General features: G+C 64.3%; 17 protein-coding genes, 1 tRNA gene and 1 pseudogene. 6 read left to right on the forward strand and 13 right to left on the reverse strand.

Going from position 1 to position 22,463, the window contains the following annotated elements; translation table 11 throughout:
• The first annotated feature begins 116 nt into the window (after positions 1-116).
• From FYJ44_RS08340 to FYJ44_RS08355, 4 genes are all read left to right on the forward strand, one after another.
• On the forward strand, positions 117-1,352 hold the full coding sequence (locus FYJ44_RS08340) for a CoB--CoM heterodisulfide reductase iron-sulfur subunit A family protein (RefSeq protein WP_154511079.1): 1,236 nt from the start codon (positions 117-119) through the stop codon (positions 1,350-1,352).
• A gap of 5 nt (positions 1,353-1,357) precedes the next feature.
• Entirely contained in the window at positions 1,358-3,631 is a 2,274-nt protein-coding gene (locus FYJ44_RS08345; protein WP_154511080.1) for an FAD-dependent oxidoreductase, read from the forward strand.
• Positions 3,632-3,644: 13 nt separating this feature from the next.
• Complete coding sequence (gene qmoC, locus FYJ44_RS08350; protein WP_154511081.1) at positions 3,645-4,829, forward strand: quinone-interacting membrane-bound oxidoreductase complex subunit QmoC; 1,185 nt, start codon at positions 3,645-3,647, stop codon at positions 4,827-4,829.
• 136 nt (positions 4,830-4,965) lie between these two features.
• Positions 4,966-5,688 carry a coiled-coil domain-containing protein gene (locus FYJ44_RS08355; RefSeq protein ID WP_154511082.1) on the forward strand — a complete coding sequence of 241 codons (723 nt, stop codon included), beginning with the start codon at positions 4,966-4,968 and terminating at the stop codon, positions 5,686-5,688.
• Positions 5,689-5,779: 91 nt separating this feature from the next.
• Here the strand turns inward: FYJ44_RS08355 and FYJ44_RS15035 are convergent, their stop codons facing one another.
• From FYJ44_RS15035 to FYJ44_RS08365, 3 genes are all read right to left on the reverse strand, one after another.
• The gene (locus FYJ44_RS15035) at positions 5,780-6,031 is read right to left on the reverse strand and encodes a GNAT family N-acetyltransferase (protein WP_407643777.1); all 252 of its coding nucleotides are present in this window, start codon (positions 6,029-6,031) and stop codon (positions 5,780-5,782) included.
• A complete protein-coding gene (locus tag FYJ44_RS08360) occupies positions 5,919-6,233 on the reverse strand; it encodes a GNAT family N-acetyltransferase (protein ID WP_229772611.1) in 315 nt (104 codons plus the stop codon). The genes FYJ44_RS15035 and FYJ44_RS08360 overlap by 113 nt, the downstream gene beginning before the upstream one ends.
• 223 nt (positions 6,234-6,456) lie before the next feature.
• Positions 6,457-6,681, reverse strand: coding sequence for a SlyX family protein (locus FYJ44_RS08365; protein WP_195840979.1), 225 nt, complete (start codon positions 6,679-6,681; stop codon positions 6,457-6,459).
• Positions 6,682-6,913: 232 nt separating this feature from the next.
• Between FYJ44_RS08365 and FYJ44_RS08370 the strand changes: the two are divergent.
• Positions 6,914-7,161, forward strand: a pseudogene (locus FYJ44_RS08370) (diacylglycerol kinase).
• Positions 7,162-7,395: 234 nt separating this feature from the next.
• On the opposite strand, the gene FYJ44_RS08375 reads toward FYJ44_RS08370, so the two are convergent.
• From FYJ44_RS08375 to FYJ44_RS08395, 5 genes are all read right to left on the reverse strand, one after another.
• On the reverse strand, positions 7,396-9,210 hold the full coding sequence (locus FYJ44_RS08375) for a YgiQ family radical SAM protein (protein WP_154511169.1): 1,815 nt from the start codon (positions 9,208-9,210) through the stop codon (positions 7,396-7,398).
• A 319-nt stretch (positions 9,211-9,529) separates the two neighbouring features.
• The gene (locus tag FYJ44_RS08380; RefSeq protein WP_154511086.1) at positions 9,530-9,961 is read right to left on the reverse strand and encodes an EF-hand domain-containing protein; all 432 of its coding nucleotides are present in this window, start codon (positions 9,959-9,961) and stop codon (positions 9,530-9,532) included.
• A 141-nt stretch (positions 9,962-10,102) separates the two neighbouring features.
• On the reverse strand, positions 10,103-10,522 hold the full coding sequence (locus FYJ44_RS08385; protein WP_154511088.1) for a hypothetical protein: 420 nt from the start codon (positions 10,520-10,522) through the stop codon (positions 10,103-10,105).
• A gap of 62 nt (positions 10,523-10,584) precedes the next feature.
• Positions 10,585-11,850: a phenylacetate--CoA ligase family protein gene (locus FYJ44_RS08390; RefSeq protein ID WP_154511090.1), complete on the reverse strand. Its 1,266-nt coding sequence runs from the start codon at positions 11,848-11,850 to the stop codon at positions 10,585-10,587.
• Positions 11,851-11,957: 107 nt separating this feature from the next.
• Positions 11,958-13,331, reverse strand: coding sequence for a chloride channel protein (locus FYJ44_RS08395; RefSeq protein WP_288956905.1), 1,374 nt, complete (start codon positions 13,329-13,331; stop codon positions 11,958-11,960).
• 134 nt (positions 13,332-13,465) lie between these two features.
• On the opposite strand from FYJ44_RS08395, the gene FYJ44_RS08400 reads away from it, so the two are divergent.
• Positions 13,466-13,541, forward strand: a tRNA-Phe gene (locus FYJ44_RS08400).
• A gap of 186 nt (positions 13,542-13,727) precedes the next feature.
• Here the strand turns inward: FYJ44_RS08400 and FYJ44_RS08405 are convergent.
• From FYJ44_RS08405 to cobN, 5 genes are read right to left on the reverse strand one after another with little or no spacing between them, the layout of a single operon-like run.
• Positions 13,728-14,564 carry an energy transducer TonB gene (locus FYJ44_RS08405; RefSeq protein ID WP_195840980.1) on the reverse strand — a complete coding sequence of 279 codons (837 nt, stop codon included), beginning with the start codon at positions 14,562-14,564 and terminating at the stop codon, positions 13,728-13,730.
• On the reverse strand, positions 14,551-15,492 hold the full coding sequence (locus tag FYJ44_RS08410) for an ABC transporter substrate-binding protein (RefSeq protein ID WP_195840981.1): 942 nt from the start codon (positions 15,490-15,492) through the stop codon (positions 14,551-14,553). The genes FYJ44_RS08405 and FYJ44_RS08410 overlap by 14 nt, the downstream gene beginning before the upstream one ends.
• Before the next feature lie 17 nt (positions 15,493-15,509).
• Entirely contained in the window at positions 15,510-17,537 is a 2,028-nt protein-coding gene (locus tag FYJ44_RS08415) for a VWA domain-containing protein (RefSeq protein WP_154511096.1), read from the reverse strand.
• Entirely contained in the window at positions 17,534-18,544 is a 1,011-nt protein-coding gene (locus FYJ44_RS08420) for a magnesium chelatase ATPase subunit I (protein WP_154511098.1), read from the reverse strand. Before FYJ44_RS08420 ends, FYJ44_RS08415 begins: the two co-directional genes overlap by 4 nt.
• Positions 18,541-22,443 carry a cobaltochelatase subunit CobN gene (gene cobN, locus FYJ44_RS08425; RefSeq protein WP_154511100.1) on the reverse strand — a complete coding sequence of 1,301 codons (3,903 nt, stop codon included), beginning with the start codon at positions 22,441-22,443 and terminating at the stop codon, positions 18,541-18,543. Before cobN ends, FYJ44_RS08420 begins: the two co-directional genes overlap by 4 nt.
• Positions 22,444-22,463 lie beyond the last annotated feature (20 nt).

A 22,463-nucleotide genomic window follows, 5' to 3' on the forward strand; every position in this document is an offset into this window, starting at 1 on the left:
CTTTTTCGGAGCCGGCATCTGTCAGGGTTGGCCTTTTGCGGTCCGCCCTCTTTTTTCCCGCGGCGGGAGGCCGGTTTTCCTTCTTCAGCCGCTAACAACGCAGGAGGATATCCAGGATGTCCAATGCCATTCTCGTCGTGGGCGGCGGCTTTTCAGGCCTCACAGCCGCCATTGAAGCGGCGGAACTGGGCCACGACGTCTATATCGTCGAAAAGTCGCCCTGGCTCGGCGGCCGCGTGGCTCAGCTCAACAAATATTTCCCCAAACTCTGTCCCCCCTCCTGCGGCTTGGAAATCCAGTTCCAGCGCATCAGGAAAAATCCGCGTATCAAATGCCTTACCTTGGCCGAAGTCGTCGGGCTCACGGGCAGCAAGGGCGACTACAACGTGCGGGTCCGCCTGAGCCCGCGCCGCACCGCGCCCCACAACGTGGACTTCAGCCTGCTGGCTTCCGCGCTGGAAGGTGAAAGCCCCAGCGAATTCGACCTGGGACTTTGCGGTCGCAAAGGCCTGTACAAGGCCATGCCCTTTGCCTTCCCCGGCCGCTATGTGCTGGATCCGGCCACCTTGTCCAAGTCCGACGCGGCGCGGGTGGCGGGCAACAAATTTCTCGACCTCACGGAAAAAGAGCGCGAAATCGAGCTCAGCGTGGGCGCTATTGTGCTGGCCACGGGCTGGAAGCCCTATGACGTGACCCGCCTGACCAATCTGGGCGCGGGTTCGGTGAAGAACTGCGTTTCCAACATGCAGATGGAGCGTCTGGCTTCGCCCTTCGGCCCCACCAACGGCCGCATTGTCCGGCCTTCGGACGGCCGCGCGCCTCACAGCGTGGCTTTTGTGCAGTGTGCGGGTTCGCGTGACCAGAACCATCTGAATTACTGTTCCTACATCTGCTGTATGGCCACACTCAAGCAGTGCCTGTACATCGCCGAGCAGAATCCGGAAACCCTGGTCACCGTCTATTACATTGATCTGCGGGCCCCGGGCCGCTACGTGAACGTGCTGGAAAAGGTCAAGGCCCTGCCCAACGTGCGTTTCGTCAAGGGCAAGGTGGCCGACGCGGTCCAGGCCGAAGGCGACAGGGTGCGCGTTACGGTGGAAGACGCCGTTCGCGGCGAAAAACTGACCCTGGACTATGATCTCGTGGTGCTGGCCACAGGCATGCAGCCTTCACTGGCCGGTGAAAATCCGCCGTTGCCTGTGCCGCTGGATGAAGACGGCTTCATTGCGGGCGGCGAGGAGGCCGGTATTTTCGCGGCAGGTTGCGCGCGCATGCCTCTGGATGTGACGCGCTCGGCGCAGTCCGGCACAGCCGCCGCCCTGAAGGCGGTACAAACGGTGAAAGGGAGGTAGGCGGCATGGCCGGTAAAATTGGCGTCTATTTTGACCTGCAGAATATCGGCGGAGGCCTCGACGTGGAGGCTCTGGCCGCCCAAACGCGCGACAAGTGGGGCGACCTCACCGCCGTGGTCAAGGTCGTTCCCCTGCTGGCGGGCGCGGTGGACGAAATCAAGGCCGACATTGAGGCCCAGAGTCTGGACGGCGTGCTGCTTTGCGGCGCTTCGCCGCGCGTGGACGGTGATCTCTACCGCTTCCCCGTGCAGGTGGAGCATGTGAACCTGCGCGAGCAGTGCGTGCTGGCCTTCAGGAACCCGGGCAACAGCCCGGTGGACGGCGAGGAAGCGCCGGAACTGCTGACCCTCATGGCCCGCGACTATGTGAACATGGGCGTGGTCAAGCTGCAGAAGAGCGAAGTGCCCGATTCCGCCGCCATCACGGGCGTGGCCCGCATTCTGGTCATCGGCGGCGGCTGGACGGGCCTGACCGCTGCCGCCGAGGCGGCGGCCACCGGTTACGAAGTGGTGCTGGTGGAAAAAGCCGACAAGCTGGGCGGCGCGGCCAACAATATTCCCACCGGTTCGCCCCTGGGACCGCTGTGGACCGACAAACAGCCCGTCAACCTGGCCGCCAAGATTGAAAAGGTCACGGGCGACGCGAAAATCACGGTGCACTGCAACGCCCACATGGAAAAACTGGAAGGCCAGCCCGGCGAATTCACGGCCGTCATCGCCACGAGCGGCGGTCCGGTGACCGTACAGGTGGGCGCGGTGGTTCTGGCCACCGGCTGGGTGCCGCTGGATGAAAAATACCTGGCTCCCATGGGCCTGGGCGTGAGCCCCAAGGTGGTGCATGCGGCCCAGTTCGGCAAAATGCTGGTGGCGGGCGAAGTGACCGCCCGGCGCATCGCCTTTGTGCTGGACACCACCCTGGCCGAGGAGGCCGTGCGCAAGGCCGCTGAGGAAGCCGCCGAGGCTCCGGCCGAAGCTGAAGCCGCCAAGCCCGCCCCCGAAGGGGAAGAGGGCGAGGCCAAGCCCTTCGTCAAGGAAGACCTGGAAAGCATTAAGCATCTCCAGTACTCCAACGCGGTGAACAGCGTGGGCATGTTGCGGCTGGCCAACACCATCTGCGAAAAGACCGATGACGCCACCCAGGCCTTCATCCTCTATAAAGACATGACCGTGCCCGGCATTCTGGAGCGCTTCTACAAGAAGATGCAGGACCGCCTGGGCGTGATGATGACCAAGGCCGACGTGACCGAAATCCGCGATCACGGCGACCGCATGGTGGTGGCCTGCAAAAATACCCTGCTGGGCATGGATTTCGATCTGGACGTGGATCTGGTGGTGCTGCCCACGGGCCTGGTGCCCACCACGGCCAAGGACGTGACCGTGAACTTCGACTACCGCCAGGGCCCGGACTTCCCGGATCTGGATCTCTTTGACGGCTTCGCGGACTCCAACTACATCTGCTTTCCCTACGAAACCCGGCGCACCGGCGTCTACGCGGCGGGCTGCGTGCGTCAGCCCCTGACCATGGACGCCTGCGAGGAAGACGCCAGGGGCGCGGTGCTCAAGGCCGTGCAGTGCATTGAGGCGGCCGAGCATGGCGTGGCCGTGCATCCGCGTTCCGGCGACCGCTCCTACCCGGTGTTCAACTTCGTGCGCTGCACCCAGTGCAAGCGCTGCACCGAGGAATGCCCCTTCGGGGCTCTGGACGACGACGAAAAAGGCACGCCCAAGCCCAATCCGGCCCGCTGCCGCCGCTGCGGCACCTGCTTCGGCGCCTGCCCCGAGCGCGTGATCTCTTTCGCCAACTACAATATCGACCAGATCGGCTCCATGATCCGCGAGGTTCAGGTCCCCAAGGACTTCAAGAAGGAAGGCCCGCGCATCCTGATCCTGGCCTGTGAAAACGACGCCTACCCGGCTCTGGACATGGCCGGCATGCGCCGCAAGGCCTGGAGTCCGTACTGCCGCATCATCCCGGTGCGCTGCCTGGGTTCGGTCAACGCCATCTGGGTGTCCGACGCCATGAGCAAGGGCTTTGACGGCGTGATGCTGCTGGGCTGCAAATACGGCGATGATTACCAGTGCCACTTTGTGAAAGGCTCCGAAATCTGCAACCGCCGCAAGGAAAATATCGCCGAGACGCTCAACCGTCTGGGCGTGCAGCCTGAGCGCGTGGATCAGCTGGAAGTGGCCATTGACGAATATGACAAGGTGCCCGACCTGATCGACGGCTTTGTGGCCCGTATCACGGCCATGGGCCCCAACCCGTTCAAGGGCATGTAGGAGGATGGCAGCAATGGCACAATGTACGCTTAAACCGGATCTTGAGTTTGCCCGGGAGCTCACGGAAGCGGGGGGCGAATCCCTCAAGAAATGCTTCCAGTGCGCCACCTGTTCCGTGGCCTGCCCGCTTGCCCCGGCCAATGCGCCCTATCCGCGCAAGGAAATGGTCTGGGCCTCCTGGGGCCTCAGGGACAAGCTGCGCGCCGATGTGGACCTCTGGCTCTGCCACAATTGCGGCAACTGCTCGGACCTCTGCCCGCGCGGCGCCAAGCCAGCGGACATGATGGCCGCGGCCCGCAACGTGATCTATAAAGACCTCACCGCGCCTTCCATCGTGGGCAAGTGGATGAGCAAGGCCTCGGGCCTGCCCATCCTCTTCGCCATTCCGGCGGTGCTCTGGCTGATTGTCTGGTGGATCCGCGCCGGCTACAACAACGGCGAATGGTTCCCGCGCGCCGCCGACGGCCGCATCGTCTTCGGCCAGATCTTCTACGGCGACTACACCATCGACCCCATCTTCATGCTCACCTTCTTCGGGGCCTGCTTCATCCTGCTGCGCGGGGTAATGAAACTCTGGGCCATGTTCAAACCCGAGGGCCGCATGACGGTCATCGGCAAAACCAAGTGCTGGGTCTGGCACCTCTGGGACGTGCTCTGGGATGAGATCATCACCCACCGCAAGTTCAACGATTGCGAGGACGGCCCGGCCACCGGCAAGGACACGCCCAACCGCAAGTACGGGCACGCCATCCTGGTCTGGAGCTTCGTCATTCTGGCCTTTGTCACCGCCGTGGTGGCCCTGGGTCACTGGGGCGGCAAGATCATTCCGCTGATCAAGATCGAGACGCCCATGCCCCTGACCTTCCCGGTCAAGATTCTGGCCAACATCGGCGCGCTCATGCTGCTCTGCGGCCTGGCCATCCTTACGGTGCGCCGTCTGCGCCTGAATCCCGACTATCAGGGTTCCAGCTTCTATGACTGGTACCTGCTGGGGATCATCTGGCTGGTGGCCGTGACCGGCGTGCTTTCCCAGTGCTTCCGCCTGGCGGACGCCATCAAACCGGCCTTTATGGTCTATTACCTGCACCTGGTCTTTGTCTGGATGCTCTTCGCCTATCTGCCCTGGTCCAAGTTGGGGCACCTGGTGTACCGCACGGCTGCGCTGGTGTACGTTCGCATGTACGGCAGGAGCAACTAGGCGGGCGCGCCTTTTGCCCTCTGGCGGCGTCAGACTTCGTTTTTCTGGCCAGAGAACAAAAAACGCACCTGCCGGCAGGATCAGAAAGAGCAACGCATCGAAGTAAAAAATAACGATCTCCGAGGAGGAGGCCGCCATGTCTGATAGTGATCGCAAAGTGTTTCCCGTGGAGTCCGTGCTGGCCCTGGTGGTGGGCAAAGAGGGTGTGGACGTCAAGGATGTCGCCGGTTTTGTGGTGGGTCGTTCCATCGCCTGCGACTGCTGCGCCAAGGCCGTGGGGCCGTTCGCGGCTGCCTGGCTGGCCCGCTGGTACCCCAAATTCATGGACATGACCTGGAGTGAGGACCAGTCCTGGGAAGGCTTTGTCACCCGCGCCAAGGGGCTGCTGGGCGACAACGTCTCCCTGACCCCCATGGACGGCCGCACCAAGGCGCTGGCCGCCCAGAGCCTGAATTATCTGGCGGACACCTACAGCAGTCTGGCTGCCCAGACCGCCGCCGTGGTCAAGCTGGAAGAGCGCGTGCGCGAACTGGAACCCGCCGAGGCCCGCGCCGAAGCGCTTCAGAAAAAGGTCGACGAACTGGAAGCCAAGATCAAGACCATGAATTCCGATATGGGCGGTCTGCGCAAGCAGGTGGCCGAATTCCAGGGCAAGGTGGCCGTGAGCCATGACGACCTGATGCAGACCATCAAGGACGCCATTAAGGACGGCCTCAAGGGCATGGTGGTGGGCGGCGCCGCCGGAGCCGCCGTTGCTGGTGCTGACGCCGCCGAGGCCGCGCCCGCTGAGGAAAATGCCGTGCCGGATGATTTCGGCTTCGGCTCCTCCGGCTCCAATTCGGACGGCTTCGGTTTCTAGCCTCTGGCTGTCCAATATGTAAGTAAAACGGCCCTTCCGCCAACGCGGAAGGGCCGTTTTTTGCGGAAAGGACACGCGCGTTGCGCCTGGCTCAGAGCGGGGCCGCGTAGATGCGGGAGCTTTCTCCCCAAGGGTGCCAGCCTTGCCCCAAATAAACAAAGCCATAGCGTTCGTAATAACCGACATGTTCCGTGCTGAGATAGATCTTGCGGAAACCGAGCCGCCTGGCGTCAGCCCTGGCGTAATCCAGCAGCCGGCGGCCGTACCCATGCCCCCCGGTGCTCCCGCGCCACATACAGCGCGCAGATCCAGGGCCAGAGGTCCATCCGGCTGATGAAATCATTGGGGATCAATCCGGCGCAACCCGTAAGCGTCTCACCGTCCCGCAGCAGATACCACTGGGGCAGGGGACTGGGGCTGTCCAGACAGTGCCGGATGCAGTCCTCATACATGATCTCGTTGTTGCCGCTGCCCCAGGCCTGTTGCAAAAACGCGATGGCGGCAGCCGCGTAGTCCGGCTGCGCGCGGACGGAAATGATTTCCATCTGACCTCCAAGAGTGAATTAACTTTAAGATTATACATGGCCGGGACACGATGTTCTGACCCGTAAGTTTCGCGCCTCCGCCGGAGTAGCCGCAATTGAATTGCGGCTACTCCGGCATCGCGATGCCTTCAGCCGTTCGAGCGAAGCGAGTTACGGATGAAGAGAGCAGAGATGAGTCTCGTTTTATTCGACTCCATGAGCAATTTTTTGAAGTTAAATTGCTCTAATAGCGTTCCGGCATGAAATGTGGCGGCAGGCTGTTGTCCGGCTGTTCGGACAGCTTCTCGCGCAGCAGGCGGATCACGGCCAGAGCGTCAGCCAGCTCTTTCTCCACCGTGTCCAGTTGAGACTGTTGGGCCGTCAGCGCGGCGTCCAGTTCTTTCAGGCGCTGTTCCTGAAAGAAGTTCAATTCTTCCAGCCGGGTCAGGCGTTGTTCAAGATCGGGCATGGTCATACTCCGTGTCTGGCGTCGCCGGGATTTTTCAGACACACTGCCTGACGGCGGTTCCCCCGGAAGCGCAAAAAAGCATGCAGGAGGCGATAAGCATGGTCAGCAAGAGACCGGATAATCTTCGTAACGCTTTCAGGGCCGCTCCGGCCCGCAAAGGCTCTGGAATGCCTGCCGTTATTCCCGTGACGGCTTTGCGGCGGCCTGGCAAGACGAGCAGGCCTTCCGCCAGATCGTCTGGGGCTGTCTCGCGGGCCTGCCCCTGGCCTGCTGGCTGGGTGAAAGCTGGAGCGACCGCGTGCTGCTGGCCTGGTGCTGGTCATCGCCCTGCTGGTGGAACTGCTGAACAGCGCCATTGAAAACGTGGTGGACCGCATTTCGCCCGAACCGCATCCTTTGTCCAAAAAAGCCAAGGACATGGGCAGCGCCGCGCAATTTACCGCCCAGATCTGCATCCTCGTGGTCTGGGCGCCTATCTGATCGGCCGTCTTTTTTAAGGAAAGACTGATTAATGATCTTTTTGTCCTTTGTCCGCGTCAGGCGCGCCCCGTGCGTGCGACGGCCGGGCTTGGATATGTTCCCTCCGCCCCTGAGTTTACCTTTCTTTAGCCGCTACGACGAAGAAAACTGCGGATAAAGACGGCAGGGAATTTTTGAATCGTGTCCAGAGAAGTGACTGCGCGATCCCTGGCAAAAAACAAAAATCTTCATTACTCAGCGCTTCCTGCGCACAGGCTGCTTTTCAGGCCCGTGCGTGTTCGGCGGCTTACGCCGTGCCTCCGCCGCGTCGGCTACCGGCATGAGAATATGGTGCTGGCGCAGGCGGGCCGCGTCGGTGCGTGCGACCTCAATATCCTCGCCCGCTTCATTTTTGCCGCAATAGTACATGGCAGTGGCAATGGTGCCCGGCGTGGGAATGAAACACTGCGTCTGGCGCGGATTCCAGTGGCGCTGACGCAACCAGTGGGCCAGCGTGTACATGTCCTCGTCCGTGCAGCCAGGAAAGGCGCTCATCAGATAGGGCACCACGTACTGTTCGCGTCCGGCGGCCCGGCTCTGACAGACAAAACTGTCCAGAAAAGCCTCGAATACCGTCAGCGGCGGCTTGCGCATCAGGGCCAGCACCGAGGGCGCGCAGTGCTCCGGGGCCACCTTGAGCTGCCCGCCCGTAAATTCGCCGGTATAGGCGGCCAGGGCCTCGGGATCGCGCAGGGCCAGATCCGCGCGCACGCCGCTGGCCACACGCACCTGCTTGACCTCAGGCAGGGCCGCCACGGCGCGCAGAAGTTCCACATGTTTGCGTTGCGGGGCCACAAACGCCTTACAGACCGAGGGGAAACAGCAACTGGAGCGGCGGCAGCGGCTTTTGCGTCCCGTTGCGCCGCCGGATTCCGCCTCAAGTTCTTCTTCCAGAGCGCAGTGGGCCTGCCACATATTGGCCGTGGGGCCGCCCACATCGGAAATGGCCACTCCGCCCTTACTCCGTCTGCCGGTAGCCGTTTGTCCCAAAGCGCGGGCCTCGCTCAGAATGGACTCCGACGAGCGCGAACTGATGTGCCGCCCCTGGTGCAGGGCCAGGGAACAGAACGAGCAGCCGCCGCCGCAACCCCGGTGGCTGGTGATGCTGGTACGCAGCATTTCCGCCGCCGGGATGGGTTCCTTGTAGACGGGGTGGGCCTCGCGGCAGAAAGGCAGGCTGTAGAGTTCGTCCATTTCTGTGGTGTTCAGGGGCGCGGCGGGCGGGGCCAGAACCAGGGCGCGGCCGTCCACGGGCTCAAAGGCCCAGGCGTCGCCCCTGTGTACCTGTTGCTCCAGCGCCTGAGTGAGCCGCAGCAACTGCTCCGGCTCGTCCAGCATCCGCTGATGCCCGGGCAGCGCGATAAGCGGCGCGTCCGCCAGGGCGGCGGGCAAATGGGCCGGACGGCCTTCAGCGTCCAGCTTGTCCAGCCAGGCCGTGCCCGGAATGCCGGTCAGGCCGTCCGCGCCCATCCCCTGATCCAGACGGCGGGCGCATTCCAAGATGCCGCGCTCGCCCATGCCCCAGACCAGCAGGTCGGCCTTGGCGTCCATGAGAATGGGGCGGCGCAGGGCGTCGGTCCAGAAATCGTAGTGGCTGACCCGCCGCAGGGAGGCTTCAATGCCGCCCAGCACCAACGGCAGGCCCGGAAATGCCTGGCGCGCCAGATTGGCGTAGACCAGGCAGGCCCGGTTGGGCCGCGCGCCCGCCTTGCCGCCGGGCGTATAAGCGTCGTCGTGGCGTTTTTTGCGAAAGGCCGTGTAATGGGCCAGCAGGGAATCCAGGGCTCCGGCGCTGACGCCCGCGAACAGGCGGGGTCGGCCCATGACCAGCAGATCGTCGGGTTTGTCCCAGCGGGGCTGGGCCACCAGACCGGTGCGGAAGCCGTGGTGAATCAGCCAGCGCGCCAACAGCACGCAGCCAAACGAGGGATGGTCCACATAGGCGTCGCCGGTGATCAGCAGCACGTCCAGAGTATCCCAGCCCAGAGCCAGCATTTCCTCACGGGACATGGGCAGAAAACGCGGCTGGGCCGGAAAGGATGAAGCGCTTGGGGAAGTTGGAGCTCCCGGCAGGGCCGTCGTTTCCCGTATCGCCATGGAAACATCGGGGAATCGGGGCATGCGGGGCCGTGCCGCCGCGGAGTCGGCCGCCGGGGCCTGACGACGTGGGCGTTGCCGCCCGCGCGAACGCACGGGGCGTTTTTCTTCCGCTGAAGATAGCGGCGCGCCGGACGTTTCCGACCGGCGCGATGAAGCCGCGCCCGCCTCTTCCCGCTCCGGCACCGTTGCAGGACGCCAGGGGACGGGAAAAGGCGGGGCCTTATGTTTGTCAGCGGCCATTGGGCGGCGTAACCAGAGGCATGTCCGCACTGCCCGGCGGCGGAATCATGGGATCGCCGGGCATATTGTTCATGGGAGCGCCCATCTTGGGCGGCATGCCGCCCATGCCGGGCTTCATGCCCGCCGCGTGTCCCTTGAGGAATTCATCCCATTCCACGCGTTCGATGGCGCCGTCGCCGTTTTTGTCAATGACCACAAAGGCGCTTTCTTTCATATTGGGGAATGCGGCCTGGAATTCCTCCAGAACCACCTTGCCGTCCTTGTTTGTGTCCATTTCTTCGAATTTGTCCCTGGGGGCGGCCTTGGCCGGATCGTCGGCCGCCCGCGTCAGAGTCGGCAGGGCCAGCAGACCCGCCAGCGCCAACAGGGCGAACATCTGCCAGAAAACCGGCTGAGCTGAAAAACGCAGTACTCGCGTCATAGTTTACTCCTTGGTATGGAATCCTCCGTCGGCACGTCACGCGCGACCAGAGTGCCCGTCGGCTCCTCGCCGCCGGGAAGAAGAGTATCAATCAATCCGCCGCCCCTGTCCAGTCTCGCGGCAACCGGGGCGGAGTGGAGGCTATAAAAAGTTTTCCCCCTGCTGTTCTATGCGGTCGATACAGAGAGTCAGGTTGTCGGGTTCACCCTTTTTATGATTGTCGGGATAGAGCAGAGCGGACATATAAAAGACTGAATTGAAGCCCAGCGCATTGCGGGCGTTGCCTGAAAAGTGCTCCAGGGCCAAGGTCAGCTTGAAGCGCAGTTCGCCGGGCAGTTGGGCCAGCAGAGGCTTGGCGTCCGTGCAGAGCGCAGCCAGCATTTCGGCTTTTTCGCGCATTTTGGCGTTGTGGCCGGGCGTGTCCCCGGCTTCCAGCAGCCGCAGGCCTTCGGCCTCCACGGCCATGATCCGGTCATGGCGCTCTCTGAGCCATTGAATAACCCGGGAGAGGGCCTCTGCTGTATTTGGGGTGGTATTTTGGGCGGTATTTTGATTGGACATGCAGTCCTCCTTGCTGGGGTAGACAAAAGCCCGGCCAAAAGGCCGGGCTGTATGGTAAGAGATTAATCCCAGTGGCGTTTATCTTCGATGGGTCTGATCTGCGGCGGCAGACTGCCCGGAGCCAGAATGCGCAACTCGGGACGAAGCTTGATCTTTTCGCGGAACTGGTGCAGCAACTCCTCTTCACGTTTGAAGCCGCTGGTTTCGATGAAGAGGGTCATTTCGTCGATGCCGCCGGGGTTGGTGACTTCGATCTGCCAGCGTTTGATCTCTTCAAAGCGGCTCATGACCTGCTCCACCTGATGCGGATAGACGAACATGCCCATGATGCGGGCGGTGGTGTCCACACGGCCCACGATGCTGCCAAGGCGCGGGCTGGTGCGGCCGCAGGCGCAGGGACTGCGGTCGATGTAGGAGAGGTCGCCCGTGGCCAGGCGGATCAGCGGATAGGTCTTGTTGAAGGCCGTGACCACGATTTCGCCCACTTCGCCGTCCTTCAGCGGAATGCCCGTATCCGGATGGCAGATTTCCACATAGCAGCGGTTGGCGATGTGCAGGCCGGTCTTGTGGAAGCATTCGTAGCCGATGCAGCCCACGTCCGCCGTGCCGTAGCCCTGACGCATGATCAGGTCGTACTTTTTTTCCATCTGGGAGCGCATTTTTTCCGAGAGGCGTTCGCCGGTGACAAAGGCCACTTCCAGGAAAAGGTCCTTGCGCAGGTTGAGGCCTTTTTCCTCGGCCTTCTGGGCGAGGTGCATGAGGAAACTGGGCGTGCCCACATAGCCGGAAACGCGCAGCTTCTGCATGATGTCCAGCTGGGTGGCCGCGTCGGACGGGCCGGCCGGGATCACCGCGCAGCCCAGATTGCGCAGGGGTTCTTCAAACATCAGACCCGCGGGCGTAAGCTGGTAGTTGAAGGTGTTCTGCACCGCGTCGCCGGGGCGGAAGCCCACGGAATAAAAGGCCTCGGTGTATCCCCAGTAGTCCTCGCCGCGGTCTTCGGGATCAAAAATGGGGCCGGGCGAAAGAAAGATGCGCTTGAGTTCGCCGATGTCCTTGGTCAGCAGCCCGCCCAGGCGCGGCCCCATGGATTGCAGGAAGATCAGTTCCTTCTTTTTCAGAATGGGGATGTGCTTGATGTCCGAGAGGGTCTTGAACTTCTCCACATTGAACTGCGCGCGGTCGAAGCGTTTTTTGACGTCTTCGGAATAGCGGTAGGCGTAGGAGAGCAGATCCTTGAGCTGGATCAGGCAGTATTGGCGTCGTTCGCTTTCGTCAAGCACTTCGCGGCGGCTATAGATGCCTTCGGTACGGTCTTTGCGGGTCATGGACGTTCGCCTTGTAATATTGATGGGAGGCCCCATATGTAAGCAATGATCTGTATGATTGCAAGCATTTTTTTATTTATTATTGTATTTCAATAGGTTATAAAGGGCTATGGTGCGGCTGCCGATGCTGCGGCCTGATCAATGCCTGCCTGCCTGGCTTTTTCCTGGTCCACGGCGCGCTGCTTCAGGCTGTCGTAGACCGGCGGCGACTCCAGACAGTTGGCGGTCAGGGCCGCCAGGTAGCCCGTGACGATAATGGCCGGTGCATTGTGCAGCGAACCGGTCATTTCCACCAGCAGGGCCGCGCCGGTGAGCGGCGCGCGCACTGTGGAGGCGAACAGCCCGGCCATGCACAGGATGAGCAGGGTGGCGGTCTGGTCCGGGCCGATACAGTCCAGAGAGAGCAGGGCCGAAGCCGCGCAGCCGCCGGCCAGCGCGCCGCCGAGCAGCATGGGCATGAGCAGGCCCCCGGCCACGCCGGAGGCAAAGCTTACGCAGGAAAACAGAATTTTCACTGCCAGCAGCAACAAGAGCGCGCCCAGCGGCAAGGCCGGATTTTCCAGATCCAGCGCGCTTACGCCGAACCCCACCAGCACCTGCGGGTAGCAGTAGAGCAGCAGGCCGCTGATCAGAAAGGGGGCCAGCACCCGGACTGGCTGGGGCATCAGGGGGCTGCGGTCGGCCCAATGGGTCAGGCGGATCAGTACGGCGTTGTAGACCGCGCCCAGCATGCCCGCCATGCCGCCCAGCAGGGGCACGATCCACCATTGCAGCAGCGAGAGCGTGTCCGTGTTCTGAAAGGGAAAGACCCTGCCGAAACCGAAAAGGACCTCAATCACAAACCAGGCTGAGGCGGCGGCCAGCGCGGTGAACAGCAGCATGGGGCCGCTGATCACGGTTTTCATTTCTTCAAAGGCGAAGCAGAGCCCGGCCGCCGGAGCGCCGAAGGCCGCCGTGAGCCCGGCCACGCTGCCGCCGATGAGATAGCGCGGCATGGTCTGGGCCTTGTCGTCATGCCAGATGCGGCCCACGCCGCAGCCCACGGCCGCGCCCATCTGAATGCAGGGACCCTCGCGGCCCACGGAAAGCCCGCCGGTGAGGGAGATCAGGGTGCCCGCGAATTTTGCCCAGATGACCGTGACCCAGCGCATGGGCAGATGCCCGGCCACAGTGAGCTCCACCTGGGGGATGCCGCTGCCGCTGATCAGCGGTTCGTGCCGCAGCAACTGCCAGGCCAGAAGGCCCAGAAGAATCAGCGCGATGAAAATGCTTGCGCCCACCAGCGGATCGGACAGGCTGTGGCCGTGCAGATAATCCACCACCGCCGCGTTGATCAGAGTGTAGGCCTGGCGGAACAGGCCGATCACCGCGCCGGTGATGCCGCCCGTGACCAGAGCCTGCAGCATGAGCCGCCACACGCCTAGGGCGCGCAGGGCCTGCATTTCACGTAAAATTGGAGGGACGGAAGCGCGGAACGGCACATGAACTCCTTGACGGGGCTGCAAACAGCGCGAGTATGGCCGGAAGATGCGCAAGATTCAAGTTTTCGGGGGGAATTTTCCAAAAAAATACTTGCCAAAGCCCTGCCAAGCGGGTAGAAAACTTCCTCACACGGGCCGAGGTAGCTCAGTTGGTAGAGCAGGGGACTGAAAATCCCCGTGTCGGCAGTTCAATTCTGTCCCTCGGCACCATATATTTCAACAAGCCCTTACGCCTAAAATCGTAAGGGCTTTGCTTGTATGGAGGCCCCGCTTGGCGAGGGGTCTCCACCAATCAAAGCCCCTGCCATGGCAAGAGCTTTGAAGACATCATCTTTTTCTTCATAATATATCGATAACATTTGTAGAATTACAGGATCTGCTGTTCTGTGTTTCCGGCTATTCCTTCAAGACAAAGAGCATGGGAATGAGCACCACGCAGGGAACAGGTTTGCCGTCGATACGGGCGGGCGCAAAAGTGGACGCCTGTATGCAGGCCAGCGCCGCCGCGCCGAAGTCCGTATGGTCGGCCCGTATCACGCGGGCGCGCAACAGTCTGCCTTCCCCATCCAGAGAGGCCTCCACCACGGCCTTGCCTTCCTGGTTGCGCCGTTGCGCCGCGCGCGGGTAGCGCAACGGCGCCTGTCGCAGGAAGCGGGGGCCGCCGTCGGCATTCCAGGCCATAACCTGCGGCTGTGGCGTGCCCTCCGCCTGCGCCGCGCCGGGCGTGCTTGTTCCAAGGCCGCCTTGTTCCTCCGCCGCTTGCTGTTTCGCCACGCTTTTTGCAGGCCGCTGTCCGGAGGTTTTCACGGGCGGCGCAACGGCTTCTTTTTCAGATTTTTTATGGCGGGGTGTTACGGCGACTTCGTTTTTTTTGATCTGTTCCCGGCGTTGCACGGTCCGTCGGACCGGCACAGCCTGTTCCGGTTCCTGTGCCGCGACGGCGGAAGATTTTTCGTCGGCGGGCGTTGCCTCTGCGGGCGGCTCCGGCAACGGCGGGCCAGCTCGGCCCGGCGCATCCGCCATATCTGTATTCGCGGCGGGGCCTGTTCCTGCGGGAGCCCAGCTGACCGTCAATATGCCGCCGGACTGTACCGGCAGATAGCCTGGCAGGACCAGGGCCGCCGCCAGCAGAACGGCGGCCAGCGCCCCATGCAGCAGAAACGAAAGTCCCACCGCCCTGGACGCTGAAAATTCCCTCCGTTTCGCCGGGGGAAGCGGGTCAAGGGGCAGCAAGAGCGCCTCCCGCGCCGTCGCCCTGAAACAGATGCAGATACTCGTTATGCAGGGCTTGGGCATCGGCCTTGTCCGCCGCTTCGGGGTAGAACGCCGCCACCAGCGCCGCCATCCCCACCACCCAGCGCGGGCCGCCCAGAATGTCGGATGAAAAAGCGTAAACCCGGCCCTTCCGGGCGGCGGGCAAATCCTTCCAGCCGGGAAGGGCGAGCAGTTCCCCACGCGCTTTTTCCAGTTGCGCAAGACCCTTTGCTGTATCCAGCGAGGAAAGGGCGACGCTTTTGATCACCACGTCGGGATTCCGCTCCACCACCCACTCCATGCTGACCGGCGACGAGGCCGACCGTAATTCCGCCGCCAAATTCCGTCCTCCGGCCTTCAAGGTCAGCGCAAAAAGGGCCGAACCCGGTCCAGCCAGCCGGTCCGGCGCAAAGTGTTCAGCCAGCACCGTGGGCCGCGCCGCGTCTTCGGGAATGGCGGCCCGCAGGCGCGCTTCCGTTTGCCGGGTCCATCGCAAATAGGCCTCGCCTCTGACGACGGCGTCTTCCCCCAGCAGTCCGGCCAGAATACGCACCCCCGCCGCCAGGTTTTCCGGCAGATGCATGTCCAGACGCAGAACGCGGATGCCGAACGGTGCCAAACGACGCTCCAGTTCCGGGCCGGGATAGCCTTTCCAGGCCACCAGCACGTCCGGGGCCAGGGCCGCGATGGTTTCAAGATTGGGCGCAAAGCCCTTGCCCACGCCGGGGATGCCCGCAGCTTCCGGCAAAAGCGCGTTCCGTCCGGCGGCATGTTGGGCAACGCCCACCACCTGGGGCATGCCGCCGAGAAGCCGGACCACCTCCAGCGCGTCCACAGGCAGAACCACAAGACGTGCCGCCGCCTGAACCTGTGGCGCGCAGAGCAGCAGCCACAGACAACAGTACAAGAGTATCTTTGGCGGCATCATCCGGCCAGGCCCCGTACAAGGCCCACCAGCGTGGAGGCGCGCAAGGCCTCCACCGGCAGGTATCCGGCCCCCATGACTTCCGCCAGTTGCCGGGCCTGGCCGAATTGCAGCAGTCCGCCCTGTTCCACGTCAATCACCAGAGAATAGACGCGCGCATCCCCTCCGATACGGCGGGCTTCAGCCAGGGCCGCGTCCAGAGCCGAACCCGCTTCCAGGGGGGGCGTGACATTGGCTCTGCCGTCCGAAACAAGGACCAGCACCGGCCGGGTGTCCGGATTTTTCCGCACGGCGTTGCCGATGACGCGGCGGGCTTCCCGCAGCCCGTCGGCCAGGGGCGTGCGCCCGCCGGTGGGCAGTTCCTCCAGCTCTCTGGAGGCGAGTTCCACGCTGCCCGTGGGCTGCAACAGGGTCTGACCCCGCTGGCCGCGAAAGGCCACCAACGAAACCTGATCCCGCTTCTGATAGGCATGCAGCAGAAGGGACAGCACGGCGCTTTTGAGCTCACGCATGCGGCCCGCCGCGCCCATGGAGCCGGAGGCGTCTACGGCGAAGACAATGAGATTGCCCATCCGGCGTTCCCGCCGTTTATAGCGCCAATCCTCAGGCCGCACACGCAGGGGCGGCCTGATGCCCACTCCCTCTCCCGCAGTCAAGCGCAGAGCCGCGGCCCGGATTGTGGGCTCCAGAGCGATGTCCGGCGGTATGTCCCGCAGAGGCGGATGCGCCTGGTAGCCGACGCAACGGCCGCTTTTTTGCGCGGTGCGCGTCCGGCTGTGGCGGCCGGAGCCCTTGCGCAGGCGTTTGTCCACGGGCGGCTGCAACGGCCGCACCTGATAGGGATTGTCGGCGGCGAAAACTTGTTCGCGCTCCGTGCCCGCCGGAGTGTCCGGCCTGTGGGATGCCCTGTCATGGCCCGCCGCATCCCCCGCCATGTCTCCCTTATCCGGGAGCGGATCGCCGCCGTGAGAGGCGTATTCTCCTTCCGCCTGCCGTTCTTTCAGCTCCGGTTTTGGCGTTTCCATGCGTTCTTTCGGCTCGGGCGCGGCGGGCGCGTCTAGGCGTTTCCTGTGCGTCAGAGCCAGAGCCGCCGCCTCCCGCACGTGCTCGTCGCGCACGGCGACGCAGCCGTCCAGCGCGGCCAGAGCCCGCGCCGTGCGCAGCAGCGCCAGTTCGCCCCTGTGCCCGGCGCAGCGGGCCTCCGCCGCCAGCAGGGCCATGTCCCGCAAAAGCGCTTCCGGCACGCGCAGTTCGGACAACAAGGCGCGGCCCTCGCGCAGTTGCCCGGCCAGGGCCTCCTGAGCCGCCTTCCATTGCGCCGTGAACCGTGCGGGATCGGCGTCAAAGGCTTCCCGCCGCCGCAGGATTTCCAGCCTCAGGGATGGATCTTCCGGGGCCAGCACATCCACGCACAGCCCGAAACGGTCCAGCAATTGCGGCCGCAGCGGGCCTTCCTCGGGATTCATGCTCCCGATCAGGGCAAAACGGGCGGAATGCTCCATTGCACAGCCGTCGCGTTCCAGCCTGTTGACGCCGTCCGCGCAGGCATCCAGCAGCAAATCCACAAGATGGTCGGGAAGCAGGTTGATCTCGTCCACATAGAGCATGCCCTGGTGCGCGGCGGCCAGCAGCCCCGGCTGGAACACGCGCCGTCCGGCGCGCAGGGCCGCCTCTGTATCCAGGCCGCCGGCCAGCCTGTCTTCCGTAGCGGAAAGCGGCAGGGTGACCAGCGGGGCCCGCAGGGACTCCACCGGCAGGGGGCCGTCAGCCGCCGCCCGTGCGCAGGCCGGACAGAGCGGACCTTGCGGGGCACAGTGACACGGGCAGCCCGCCACCACGGAAACAGACGGCAAAAGCCGCGCCAGCGCCCGCACCGCCGTGGATTTGGCTGTGCCTTTTTGCCCGCGCAGCAGCACGCCGCCGATCTCCGGACAGAGCGCGTTGGCCAGCAGCGCGCGGCGCATGAGGGGCTGGCCCGCCAGCGCGGCAAAGGGGAACAGCCGCACCGGCGGCACGGCCGCGTTCATGGGCGCGGCCCCCCGCCCACGGCCTCAAAGGGCTTGCGGCGCATGCGGTGCGGCAGGGCCAGGGCGGCGGCTTTGCGCACGTCCTCCGACCGGACTTCTTCGCGCCCGTCCAGGGCCGCGAGGGTTTTGGCGGTCTTGAGCATGACGATGTCGGCGCGGTGCCCGTCCACCCGGGCGGCGATGGCCTGTTCCACCACCGCGCGCATGCAGGCCTCGTCAGCCCGCACGCCCGGCAGCAGGCGGCGGGCCGTCATGACGCTTTCAGCCAGAAGCCGGTCCTTTTCCCGCCAGTGTTCGCAAAATTCCGCCGGATCGCGCTCAAAATCCATGCGGCGGGCCATGACCGCCATGCGCTGTTCCGGCTCGGCCATGCCGCGCACTTCCACGCAAAGGCCGAAACGGTCCAGCAATTGCGGCCGCAGTTCGCCTTCTTCCGGGTTCATGGTGCCCACCAGGGTAAAACGCGCCGGATGCGACCAGGAAAGGCCCTCGCGTTCCACAGTGTTGACGCCCATGGCCGCGGCGTCCAGCAGAACGTCCACCAGATGGTCGTCCAGCAGGTTCACCTCGTCCACATAGAGAATGCCTCTGTTGGCGGCGGCCAGCAGGCCGTGCTCGAAACAGCGGCGGCCGTCGGCCAGAGCCGCTTCCATATCCAGTGAGCCGACCACGCGGTCTTCGCTGGCCCCCACGGGCAGTTCCGTCACGCGCACCCGCCGTTGTTCCTTGGGCAGCTCTCCGGCGGCGGAAAGCGTTTCGCGGCAGAGCGGACAGAGCGTGTCCGCGTCGTCAGGGTCGCAGGCGCAGGGACAGTCCCGCACCACGTCCATTTCAGGCAGAATGGCCGCCAGCGCCCGCACGGCCGTGGATTTTGCCGTGCCCTTCTCGCCGCGCACCAGCACGCCGCCGATGCCGGGATTGACCACATTGAGCAGCAGGGCCTCCTTCAGAGCCTCCTGTCCCACAATGGCGGAAAAGGGGTAGGAATACCGTCGGATCATGCTCATATCTTGTCCTCACTGTCCTGAATATCCGTGTTTGACGCCACGATGACGTCTACGCCGCCGCCCTGAAAACTGCCGCCGAAGGCTTCCGTGCGTTCTTCCAGCCAGCCTTCCATGTTCAGATAGCTTTGGCGCAGGGCGTCCAGCACCTGCGGATCGGCCCGCCAGACACCTCTGGCCTGGGCCTCCAGCAGGCGGCGGGCGATTTCTTCCAGGGCCCAGGGATTGTGCTCTTCAAAAAAGGCGCGGTTTTCCGCATCCAGCACAAAGGTGCGCGCCATGTCGTCAAAAATGCCGTCATCCACCATGCCGGTGGTGGCGTCCCAGCCGTAGACGCGCACAGCGCGTTTGGCCATGTCGCCCGCGCCCTTGTAGCCGTGGCGTTTCATGCCCGCTATCCAGCGCGGGTTGAGCAGTTTGCCGCGCGCCACCCGGCGGATTTCATCGGCCATGTCCCGCACCCGCACGTGCCGGGGTTCGCGCGTATCGCCATAGTAAACCCGCACGGGCCGCCCGCTCAGATGCGCGGCGGCCGCGGTCATACCGCCGTGAATGCCGTAAACGGCGCAGCAGTTGAGCAGGTCGTGCTCGTCGCTGACCACCTTGTTGTAGGTGATGTCCACATTGGAAAGGCTGGCCGTCAGCGCCGGAATCTCCTCGTCCCCCCAGACGCCGTTGCCGTAGGCATAGCCGTTCCAGCGCAGAAAGACGCCGGCCAGATCCGCTTCCGTGCGCCAGGCCGACGCGTGAACCGCCAGATCCACGCCGCCCTGATAGACGCCGGGGCGGGAGGAAAACACGCGCAAGGTGGCCTTGCGCCAGGCGCTCTGGTCTTCTTCCGGCTGTTGCCACAGCTTCAGGCGTTCGCGGCAGTGCTTGCGGACGAAATTTTCCTCATCCGTCTCGGACAGCACCGCCACGGCCTGTACGGCGCTGTCCAGAAAACGCACGGCCTCGGGAAAGGAGTCGCGCAACAGGCCGGAAACCCGCACTGTCACGTCGATGCGCGGCCGTCCGAGTTCCGTCGGGGGGATGATTTCATGGCCGCAGACCACCCCGCCGCGCCAGACGGGCCGCACCCCCAGCAGGGCCAGCAACTGACCCAGGCCCTCGCCGTCGCTCCACATCAGGTCGTTGCACATCCAGAACATGGCCACGTTTTCAGGATAGCGGCCTTCTTCCTTCAGATGCTTGTCCAGAATGCCGCCGGCCAGGTTGCACCCCACGCGCCAGGCCGCTTCCGTGGGCAGACGGCGGGGGTCCAGGGTATAGGAGTTGCGGCCCGTGGGCAGGATGTCGTCACGTCCGCGCGCCAGCAGACCGGACGGGCCGGGCGTCACGTACCTCCCGGCCAGAGCGTGCAGAAAGGAGGAGCGTTCCGCCGAGGCGTCCAGCCGGGCCGCCAGATCGCGGACGCGCGTGAGCAGCCCGCGCAGCGCGCCGTGCAGGGACGCGGGCAGACCCGGCATCAGGCCTGCCAGGCGCCTTTCCGCTTCCGCATCAGGTAGTGCGGCCGCCTCCAGCAAGGCGGCGGCGAGCGCCGCGCCCTGTTCGTCCAGGCTCTGCAACAGGACGCTGTGGTCCGGTCCTGAGTCCGCTTCGCGTTCCGTGGGAGCGGCCAGCAGCGCGTCCATATCCAGGCCTTTGGCGGCGCAGAGCAGGCGGCGCAAATCCGAAGGCGCGCCAGTGTCGTGCCGCAACAGGGCGTAGATGAAGTCCGCCCGCGTCTTGCCCGCCGGAAGTTCTCCCAGCACGTGCAGACCGTCGTCCACCCTGGTCGTGCGCAACAGCCCCAGCGTTTCATGCAGCCGGGCCGCCAGGGCGGCGAAGTCCGCACGCGGGTTCTTTTGCAGCAGTTCCCGTTCCACCTCGGCCAGTCCGGCGGCCTTCATGGCCTTGCGCGCCAGATGCTCAAGCTGATGCGCCCGGGCCGGATCGCGCCCGCGCACCTCAGTCCATTGCCCCAGATGGCTGTCCAGGGCTTCCTGTTTTTCATCCAGCCCGCCCGTGACCTGCGGCGGCCGCATATGGTTGACCAGCGCGGCATAGGCGCGGCGTTTGGCGATCACGGCTTCGGCGGGGTTGTCGGCATTATAGATGTAGAGATGCGGCGCTTCGTGCAGCGCCGCGTCGGGCAGACAGGCGGCGGAAAGCCCGGCGGCCTTTCCCGGCAGAAATTCCAGCGTGCCGTGGGTGCCCACATGCACGACGGCGTCCGCGCCGAAGCCGTCCTGCAGCCAACGGTAGGTGGCCAGATACTGATGCGGCGGGGGGATGTCCGGATCGTGCAGGATGCGGCAGACCTGTCCGTCGCAACGGGAACCGGCGCAGCCGCGCTTGGGCTGCACGCAGACCACGACATTGCCCAGAGCCACGCCCGTCACCAGCAGATGCCCGTCAAGAGTCATGGCCGGAGGCAGGCCGTCCTTGCCCTCTCCGGGCGGTCCCCAAGCCTCGTCCACCCGGCGGCGCACTTCTTCGGGCCAGGCGGCGGTCCATTCCCGGTATTGCGCCAGGGGCACGCGCGCCAGCACGCCGCCCTTGCCTTCGATTTCCCGCGCCGTGGTCCAGCGGAATTCGCTGATTGCCTTGCGGTCCAGGATCATGCGCATCAGAGCCTCGCCGCTTTCCGGCAGGTCAACGGCATATCCGGCGGCGCGCATGTCGCGCAGCAGGGCGTGCAGCGAGGCGGGCGTGTCCAGCCCGGCCGCGCCGCCCACGGTGCCCTCGGCGGAGGAACAGGGATCGTTGTGCAACATGAAAGCCACGCGCCGCTCCGCCACGGGTTTGGCGCGCAGACGCAGCCAGCGTTCCACGCGGGCCGTCAGACGTTGCACGCGTTCCGGCAGGGGCACGCGGTAGGCCGTATCGTCCAGACTTTTTTCAGGGACTGTGCCGCCCAGAAAAAACGGCTCAATGACGCCTTCAAACTCCGGCAGGGCCACGGCCCAGGCCACTTCGGAACCGAGTCCCTGCGGGTCGGTCCGCCAGGCTTCCACTGTTTTGGAGGACGAAAACACCGGCTGGAAAACCGGCGCGTCCAACCGACGGAAAAGGCGCACATTGTCCCCGGCCGGGGAATCGTCGCCCACAAAGGCCGGGCTTTCCTCCTCCATGCCCTTTTCGCGCGAGAAATAGGGCAAAAGTTTGATCAGGGCGTCCACCCGGCTCCGGCCTTGCTTATCCACGAAAACCTCTTCCGCCCAGCGGGTTCCGCCCCTGTTGCCCAGAGCCGCGTCGCGCAGGGCGTTGGCAAAGGCGGGCAGAACGCGCAGGCCTCTGCTTTCCAGAGCGCGCACCAGGGCTTCTTCCGCCTGGGTCATGGCGTTGACCCAGTAGTGCCGTCCGAAAAGCAAACCCACGCAGGCCCCGCGCAGACCTTTTCGTGCCGCATGCTCCGCATACCAGGCAAGATAGGCGCTGACTTCGCCGAACGCGGGCACGGGCGCGTCCGGATGCCACAGCCCTTCCCAAAGCATGGGCTGCGGCTCGGGCGCGGCGACGTCGCCGCCACAGGCCAGCGCCTTCATAAAGCGCAGCAGGGCTCCGGCATTGTCCGTGCCGCCGTAGGACAGATAGCGGTAGGCCCTTTCGGCCTCTTGCGGCGTGACCGAGGATAACGTCCAGGCGGCGGGGTCCGAGGCGACGCAGATTACCGGCAGGCGCTCCCCGGCCCGGCGCAGGGGAGCGTCCAGCACCTCCCAGGCCGCGTCGGCCCCGCGAAAGACAAAAACGGCCCCGGCCTGTTCAACGGCCCGCAGGCAGTCTTCCGGGCGTTTCTCAAGATCACGTGAACAGAATACGTGGACAACAACGTCATCCTCCAGGGATTTCGTCGCCTCGCGCAGGGCCGTGACATGACTCGACCACACGATGCAGGTCAGAACGATTGGTGATTTCATTGCGTCGCACCTCCGGGTAT

Source organism: Desulfovibrio porci (genome assembly GCF_009696265.1).
Classification (GTDB): domain Bacteria; phylum Desulfobacterota; class Desulfovibrionia; order Desulfovibrionales; family Desulfovibrionaceae; genus Desulfovibrio; species Desulfovibrio porci.